This is a genomic window from Nocardia sp. CC201C, from assembly GCF_030010695.1.
Classification (GTDB): Bacteria; Actinomycetota; Actinomycetes; order Mycobacteriales; family Mycobacteriaceae; genus Nocardia; species Nocardia otitidiscaviarum.
In genome coordinates, this window is record NZ_JASCXP010000365.1 from 1 (window position 1) to 7,694 (window position 7,694).

Sequence of the window (7,694 nt, forward strand, 5' to 3'; positions counted from 1 at the left end):
CGGCCAGTCCCGCGGGCAGCGCGGGTTCCGCCCGCGCCACACCCCCCGGAACGGTCAGCGCCAGCCCGGCGGCAACGGCAATCGCCGTGCGGCGCAGCGGAATCGAGCAGACGGTCGATCGAGTGCACTGCGAGCGCGATAGACCCATGAGACAAACAGTAGAGTCCGTTTGTGATGTGGGACACAACCGCGAGCCCGCGTGTCACCGCCGCGGCGCACGGTTCCCGGTGGCCGACGATGCCCGCGCGCTGTTCCGTACACCGCGCTCCAACGCGTACGCGCCCGCGACAGCGGTACCGACGGCGAGCAGCGACACCGCCGAGCACCACGAACGCGTCGGCATAACTGCCCGTCCACGCCGCCAGGGCGATACCCGCCCACGGCGCCGACGCCATGGCCGCCAGCGCCCCCGCCCCGGAAACCAGCCCGAGCAGGCCGGTGACGGCCGCGGTGAGCGGGGCGAACACGGTACTCGCCAGGCCCGCGGCGAGCGTGACGGTCAGCAGCGCTCGGACCCGTCACTCACCCCACCACCGGTTCAGGGCCGCGAACGCCGGTGAATACGACACCACGCCCATCACGACTCCGGCGGCGATCCAGCCGATGAAGAACAACGGCGGCTCCGGTGCCAGCGCGATCACGCACAACGCACCGACGCCGAGAACTGACCCGCCGGTCATGACCAGGCGCGGGCCGACGCGATCGAGAGTGCCCCGCCGCGAGGGGATTCGGTGTCCGACCTCAAGGCTCGGTGTCGCCGCCCACGATGCGTGGATAACCGGGCACGCCGTGCGGACGGAACCGCCTCGCGTCACACCGGACGCAGCACCACGATCCCCGGGGTGGTGCGGACGTAGTCGAGGAAGGGCGAGTCGATCACCTCGTCGTGCTCCGGCAGCGAGGAGGCGTTGCGGAAGACCGGTCCGGACGGCGTCATGACGAAGAAGCCGACATGGGTGACGTCGAGTCCCGCCGCGTCGGCGTACGCGCCGATGTAGTCGCCGGTACGCAGCCCGGCGATCACGCCGTCGTCCACCACGTCACGGGGAATGTAGGTGACGGCGCGCTCGACCACCGGCAGGCCCGGCAGATAGGTCCCGCCGTCGGCCTTGGCGTTGAGCCGCTTGTCCACCGTCACCGCCGCCGGACTCACCGAGGCGGTGATATCCGTGGCAGCGATGCGCTCGGTGTGCGCCCAGTCGGTGAAGAAGTGCTTGCGGTGCGCGAAATCCACCTGTCCGTCGGTGTAGCGGGTCCGGATCAGATTGTCCACGAACTGATTCCGGTCGGCGGAGCGGCTCAGCGCCGTCACGTAGTCGAGGTAGGTGAAGCAGTCCAGCGCCCGGAAGTCGATCACCAACTCTTCGGGCCGGTCCGCGGACCCGATGAGCATATTCGCCCGGTACGGGGTGCCCAGGAACTCGCGGGACAGCAGTTCCAGCATATCGCCGGTGCTCCGCTCGCCCGCGTCCGCCCGCACCCGCAGCAGGTCGTCTAGCTTTCCGGAGGTGGTGTCGTCGAGGGCCGGAGCGGCCGTCGCCACCGTCGGGACGAATGCGGCACCGCACACCAGGGTCAGCAGCAGGAGCAGGACACGAGCGATGTTGCGCAAGACGCCTCCAGCGGATTCGGTACACAAGCGACATCCACCGTAGTCCTGGCCCGGCGGACCCGGTGCTGCCGTCACAATCTGAAGTCATGCCCAAGCCCTGCCTGCTGTTGCAGCTACGGCCCGAGCGATCGGCCGCCGACGACGAATACCAGGCCATCCTGCGCGCCGCCCGGCTGGACGCGGATCGGATGGTGCGCATCCAGATGGACCAGCACTTCCCCGAACTCGATCTCGACGACTTCTCCGCGGTCATCGTGGGCGGCGGCCCCAGCAATGTGAGCAAGCCCTGGGATCTGAAGTACGACTACCAGCGTCTCTTCGAACCCCCGCTGCGGCTGCTCGTCGCCGAGATCGCCCGCCGCGACTTCCCGTACCTGGGCGCCTGCTACGGGCTGAGCATGCTGGCCGACGTGCTCGGCGGCAAGGTGAGCGAGGAACGGTACGGCGAACCGCCCGGGGCGCAGACCATCGTGCTCACCGCCGCCGCCCGCGAGGATCCGCTGCTGAGCACCATCGCGCCGGAATTCCGGGCCTTCGTGGGTCACAAGGAAGCCTGCCAGGAGGTACCCCCGGGCGCGGTGCTGCTGGCCGGTTCGGCCGGCTGCCCGGTGCAGATGGTCCGGGTGGGCAGCAATGTGTACGCCACCCAGTTCCATCCCGAACTCGACGGCAACGGACTCGCGGTGCGCATCGAGACCTACCGTCACGCAGGGTATTTCGATCCGACGGAGGCCGACTACCTGACCGAGCTCGGGCATCGGGAGACGGTGACCGAGCCGATGGAGATCCTGCACCGGTTCATCACCCGCTACTGCGGCGACGACCACCCCGCGATGCGATGATCGGTGCGAGGCGGCCACCGGAAGCGGGGCCGACCGACGAAAGGATCGCATCGCATCATGACCGAGCACGCATCGACCGTGGCCGTCCTGGGTCCCGGCGGGGTGGGTGGACTGCTGGCCGCACTGCTCGCGCGGGCCGGACACCGGGTGGTCTGCCTGGCCTCCGAGGACACCACGAAGACCCTGCGCACCGACGGAATCCAGGTTCGCAGTGGGCAATTCGGTGATTTCACGGCCGCGATCGAGGCGGATACCGAGCTTCGGGAACCGGTGGACGCCTGCCTGGTGACCGTCAAGCACACCGCCCTCGACACCGCCCTGGACCGCATCGCGCCGTCGGCGCTCGGCGACGGCCTGCTGATCCCGCTGCTCAACGGCGTGGAGCATCCGGCGCTGCTGCGTACCCGCTACGGCGCCGACCGGGTCGCCCCCGCGGTCATCCGCGTCGAATCCACCCGCACCGCACCGGGAGTCGTCCAGCACGGCAGCCCGTTCACCGAGATCGACCTGACCGGTGCGTCGGCACCGCGCGATCGGCTCGACGCCCTGGCCCGGGCGCTCACCGCCGCCGGGGTGAGCACCCGGGTACTGGCCGACGAGGCGGCGGCGCTGTGGGCGAAACTGCTGTTCCTGGCACCGCTGGCGCTCATGACCACCCACTACGCGGAGCCGATCGGCGAGATCCGCACTCGGCATCGCGACGAACTGGCCGCCCTGGTGGCGGAGACGGCGGCGGTCAGCGCGGCCTGCGGCGGGCCGTCCGACCCCGCCGCGGCACTGGCCCGCTACGAAACCTTCCCCGCACAGGCGAAATCCTCCATGCAGCGGGACGCCGAGGCCGGGCGGCCGCTCGAACTCGACGCCATCGGCGGTGCGCTGCTGCGCGCCGCCGCCCGCCACGACATTCCGGTGCCCATCGCGACCCGCCTGGTCCGAGCCCTGAGCTGAGCATCCGCCGCCCGGCCCGAGCCGCAGGTCCCGGATGCTCGGGATCTTCGGCTCGGTGTCGAACCGCGCCCCGACGAACACACTCGGGTTCGACACCATACGACGCGGACGGAAGGGCGGAAACCGATAGATGCTGGCTGAACGGCCGAATCCGGACACGGTGGCAGCCGCACTGGATCTGGCGGTGCGCGCACCGTCGGTACACAATTCGCAGCCGTGGCGATGGCGGTTCGACGGCGGAACCCTCGAACTGTTCGCCGACCGGAGCAGACAGCTGCCCGCCACCGACCCGCAGGGCCGGGGGCTGGTGTTGAGCTGCGGGGCGGCGCTGTTCGCGCAGCTTCCCCATGAGCACCGCGGTGGCGCGGTCGTCCAGCAGCGACCGTCCCGCGGCGACCGCGCGCACGGCCGCGACCAGCTCCGGCCCGCGAATGTCCTTGACCAGGAACCCACTGGCCCCGGCGAGCACGGCCCCCACCATGGACTCCTCGTCCACGAACGAGGTCAGCATGAGGCAGCGGATATGCGGCGCGGCGGCCAGCAGATCGCGGCACAGCCGCACCCCGCTGCCGTCGGGCAGGCGCACATCCAGCACGGCCACATCCGGCCGCAGCGGCGGCACCCGGCGCCGGGCCTCGGCACAGGTCGCGGCCTCGCCGACCACGGTGAGATCGTCGGTGTCCTCGATGAGTTCGCGAATTCCGAGGCGTACGACCTCGTGATCGTCGACCAGGAACACCGTCACCATCGCCGCACCTCACTCCCCTACCGCGGATCCCGCCCCACGCAGCTGCGGATACCCGCGAGCCGCCGATGGAAACGCCGCACACCTGCGACACCGCACGCGCGGCGCCGCGACCGTCGGCCGACCTCCCGGGTCCGGGCCGCGGTTCTCAGGGCCGCGGTTCTCAGGGGCCGCAGTTCTCAGGGCCGCAGTTCCCGGGCGACCACCCGCAGGTCCGCGAGGAATCCCCGGTACGCCCGCTCCCGATCCGGATCGCGCAGCACCGCGGAGGGGTGCACCGTGGCGACGGCCCGGTAGTCGTCCGCCGCCACCACGTGCCCGCGCATCCGGGTGACCCGGAAGTCCGAGCCCAGCACCGCCTGGGCCGCCACCGCCCCGAGCCAGACCACCAGCTCGGGGCGGATATCGTCGAGTTCGGCGGTGAGCCAGGGTGCGCAGGCCATGATCTCGGTGCGGCCGGGGCGCTGATGGATGCGCCGCTTGCCGCGTTCGGTGAACTTGAAGTGTTTGACGGCATTGGTGAGGTACACCGTCTCGCGGTCCAGACCGGCTTCCTCGAGCGCCCGGTCCAGCAGCCGCCCGGACGGGCCGACGAACGGATGCCCGTCCAGATCCTCGCGGTCGCCCGGCTGCTCGCCGATCATGACCACCCGCGCGTCCGGCGGGCCCTCGCCGAACACCGTCTGGGTGGCGTCGTGGTACAGCTCGCAGCCCCGGCAGTCGCGGGCGGCACGGCGCAGGGTCGCGAGGTCGGCATGTTCGGGTACGAATTCCGCCGCGGTCACGGTCGAGGTATAGCCGCGGCGGGCCGTCTCACGCTTCCGAGTGGGATCGGTAATTCGCGAGGATGCGGCGAATCGACGGGGTGACGGGCAGGTCGCCGTCCAGCCGAACCCAGTGGTGGTCGACGTAGTTGGTCAACCGGACGGGCCCGATATTCGCCACCTCGACCGCGAAGTGCTCCCGGCGCACCGGTGTCCCGGCATTGGATAGGTAGTCGAAGCTGCCCAGGTGGCGGACCACATCGACAACCGTCAGACCGGTCTCCTCGAATACCGCGCGGGCCACGGCGAGCGCGAGCGGCTCCCCCGGTCGCACGGTGGTCCCGGGTAGGTTCAGCGGGCTGCGGCCCGCGACATGCTCGTCGTGCTCCAGTAGCAGCACCGCTCCGTTGTGCTCGATGACGACGCCGAGCCGCAGCGCCACACCGTCGGACACGGCCCGGTCCAGCAGTTCGCTCATAACCGACGCACCGATGGACAACTTGGGCGACACCTCGAAACTCCACACAGCACACCACATCTCGTCTCGCCGGACATCCTCGACCGACATCACCTGCAACGCTACCGGTACGACGGCTCCGCCGGGTGGGGTCCGCGTCGAATCCGGCGCATCTCCGCCGATCCGGCGGACCACCGAAAAACTTTCGCACTGTCGCATTCACCGAGGGCCCGCGTATCACCAAGCGCCGATGAAGAGTTCGAGGCTCGCCAGCGCGATGGCACCGAACAGCGCGATCGTACCCGCGAGGAGCAGGGTGAGGCGGCGCGCCCGCCGGATATCGGGTCCGGCGAGCCGGGCGGCGGCGACGCCGCCCACCGCGCCCGACAGGCCCAGCACCGGCGCGCCGCCCAGCACCAGGTAGAACAGGCTGCCCAGCGCCGCGGGAATCGCACCGCCGAACCCATCGGCATAGCCGGTCAGCGGAATCGGGAAGCGGTACAGGACCGCCACGATCGCCGCGGCCACGGGTGCGGCCGCCACGGCGGCGAGGGCCCCGACGAGCGCCTCCTTCCCGACGGGCGCGGTTCCTGGGGTCGGTGCGGTGGGCATGCGTCGCAGCGTAGGCCGCACCGCACCGCGCCCGGCTCGGCGGAACTACCTCGGCGCGTTGCGTAGAACTACTCCGACCCGCGGCGTGAATCGACGCACGGACGGCCCACCGGTCGCCTAGCGTGAGCAGGTCGGTGCCGAAAGGGGTCTTGATGCGAACCGGGATGCTCACCGTCGCGGATCTGGTGCAGCGGGTCGAGGCGGGCATGGTGGACACGGTGTTGGTCGCCATGACCGATATGCAGGGCAGATTGCAGGGCAAGCGGTGTTCGGCACGCTACTTCGTGGAGGAGGTGCTCCAGCACGCCACCGAGGCGTGCGACTACCTGCTGGCCGTGGACGTGGAGATGACGACCGTGGACGGCTACGCACTCTCGTCCTGGGACACCGGCTACGGGGATTTCGTGCTGCGGCCCGATCTCGACACCCTGCGCCTGGTGCCCTGGTGGCCGGGCACCGCGCTGGTGCTGTGCGATGTGGAACGGCTCGGCGACCGGGGGGAGCCCGCGAGCGAGCCGGTGACGGCCTCGCCTCGGCAGGTGCTGCGGGCACAGCTGGATCGGCTGGCGCAGCACGGTTTACGCGCCTACGTCGGCACCGAACTGGAATTCCTGGTGTTCGACGACAGCTACGAGGCGGCGCAGCGCGGCGGCTACCGCGAACTCACGCCCGCCAACCAGTACAACGTCGACTACTCCATGCTCGGCACCGCCCGCGTCGAACCGCTGCTGCGGCGCATCCGCAACGAGATGGCCGGGGCGGGCATGTATCCGGAATCGGCCAAGGGCGAATGCAATCCGGGCCAGCACGAGATCGCCTTCCGCTACGACGAGGCGCTGGTGACCTGCGACAACCACAGCATCTACAAGACCGGGGCCAAGGAGATCGCCGCCCAGGAGGGGCGCAGCGTCACCTTCATGGCGAAATACAATGAGCGCGAAGGCAGTTCGTGCCACATCCACATCAGCCTGCGCACCGAGTCGGGCGAGCCGGTGTTCGCCGGTGACGGCAAGGGCGGCGAAGCCGCGCTCATGCGGCACTTCCTGGCCGGACAGCTGGACTGCCTGCGCGAACTCACCTACCTGCTCGCCCCGAATATCAACTCCTACAAGCGCTTCCAGACCGGCAGCTTCGCACCCACCGCGGTGGCCTGGGGCCGGGACAACCGCACCTGCGCGCTGCGCGTGGTGGGACACGGATCGTCGCTGCGGGTGGAGAACCGCGTCCCCGGCGCCGACGTGAACCCCTACCTCGCGGTGGCGGCCACCATCGCCGCCGGTCTGCACGGCATCGAACGCCGCCTCCCCCTGGAACCGGAGTTCCACGGCAACGCCTACCGCTCGCAGCGCCCCCGGGTGCCGCGCACCCTGCGCGAGGCCGCCCAGCTCTTCGGCGACAGCAAGGTCGCCACCGCCGCCTTCGGCGCGGACGTGGTCCGCCACTACCGCAACGCGGCCCAGGTCGAACTCGACGCCTTCGACGCCGCCGTCACCGACTGGGAGCGAATCCGTGGCTTCGAGCGCCTCTGAGCGAGCGCGGGGCAGCGCGCCACCGGACGGCAGCGCAGCACCGCGCGGTAACGCCTCACCGGACGACATCAGGTCACCGGATGGCAGCGGGTTACCAGCCAGTAGCGGGTCACCGGGCGACAGCGGGTCACCGGGCAACAGCGCGCCACCAGGCAACAGCGCGCCACCAGGCAACAGCGCGCCAC

8 protein-coding genes and 2 pseudogenes are annotated in these 7,694 nt (G+C 70.5%); 4 read left to right on the top strand and 6 right to left on the bottom strand.

The features are described from left to right. Window positions 1-518: 518 nt before the first annotated feature. Together QK444_RS36510 and QK444_RS28485 are read right to left on the bottom strand one after the other, a co-directional pair. A complete protein-coding gene (locus QK444_RS36510) occupies window positions 519-641 on the bottom strand; it encodes a hypothetical protein (RefSeq protein WP_349239547.1) in 123 nt (40 codons plus the stop codon). 170 nt (window positions 642-811) lie between these two features. Next, window positions 812-1,612 carry a DUF1460 domain-containing protein gene (locus QK444_RS28485; protein ID WP_282785225.1) on the bottom strand — a complete coding sequence of 267 codons (801 nt, stop codon included), beginning with the start codon at window positions 1,610-1,612 and terminating at the stop codon, window positions 812-814. Between the two features lie 86 nt (window positions 1,613-1,698). Between QK444_RS28485 and QK444_RS28490 the strand changes: the two genes are divergently transcribed. From QK444_RS28490 to QK444_RS28500, 3 genes and pseudogenes are all read left to right on the top strand, one after another. Continuing rightward, window positions 1,699-2,454, top strand: coding sequence for a glutamine amidotransferase (locus QK444_RS28490; RefSeq protein ID WP_282785226.1), 756 nt, complete (start codon window positions 1,699-1,701; stop codon window positions 2,452-2,454). Between the two features lie 57 nt (window positions 2,455-2,511). Continuing rightward, complete coding sequence (locus tag QK444_RS28495; RefSeq protein WP_282785227.1) at window positions 2,512-3,402, top strand: 2-dehydropantoate 2-reductase; 891 nt, start codon at window positions 2,512-2,514, stop codon at window positions 3,400-3,402. Between the two features lie 130 nt (window positions 3,403-3,532). Next, window positions 3,533-3,733 (top strand): annotated as a pseudogene (locus tag QK444_RS28500) (NAD(P)H nitroreductase); the annotation flags it as partial. A gap of 3 nt (window positions 3,734-3,736) precedes the next feature. On the opposite strand, the pseudogene QK444_RS28505 reads toward QK444_RS28500, so the two are convergent. The 4 genes and pseudogenes from QK444_RS28505 to QK444_RS28520 form a co-directional block, all read right to left on the bottom strand. Next, window positions 3,737-4,150 (bottom strand): annotated as a pseudogene (locus tag QK444_RS28505) (response regulator transcription factor); the annotation flags it as partial. 176 nt (window positions 4,151-4,326) lie between these two features. Beyond that, window positions 4,327-4,986, bottom strand: a complete 660-nt coding sequence (locus QK444_RS28510; RefSeq protein WP_282785231.1) for a UdgX family uracil-DNA binding protein — start codon at window positions 4,984-4,986, stop codon at window positions 4,327-4,329. Beyond that, the gene (locus tag QK444_RS28515) at window positions 4,961-5,479 is read right to left on the bottom strand and encodes an NUDIX domain-containing protein (protein ID WP_282785228.1); all 519 of its coding nucleotides are present in this window, start codon (window positions 5,477-5,479) and stop codon (window positions 4,961-4,963) included. Before QK444_RS28515 ends, QK444_RS28510 begins: the two co-directional genes overlap by 26 nt. 126 nt (window positions 5,480-5,605) lie before the next feature. Beyond that, the gene (locus QK444_RS28520) at window positions 5,606-5,980 is read right to left on the bottom strand and encodes a hypothetical protein (RefSeq protein WP_282785229.1); all 375 of its coding nucleotides are present in this window, start codon (window positions 5,978-5,980) and stop codon (window positions 5,606-5,608) included. Between the two features lie 152 nt (window positions 5,981-6,132). Here QK444_RS28520 and QK444_RS28525 point away from each other — a divergent pair, with 152 nt between their 5' ends. Continuing rightward, a complete protein-coding gene (locus QK444_RS28525; RefSeq protein ID WP_282785230.1) occupies window positions 6,133-7,509 on the top strand; it encodes a glutamine synthetase family protein in 1,377 nt (458 codons plus the stop codon). Window positions 7,510-7,694 lie beyond the last annotated feature (185 nt).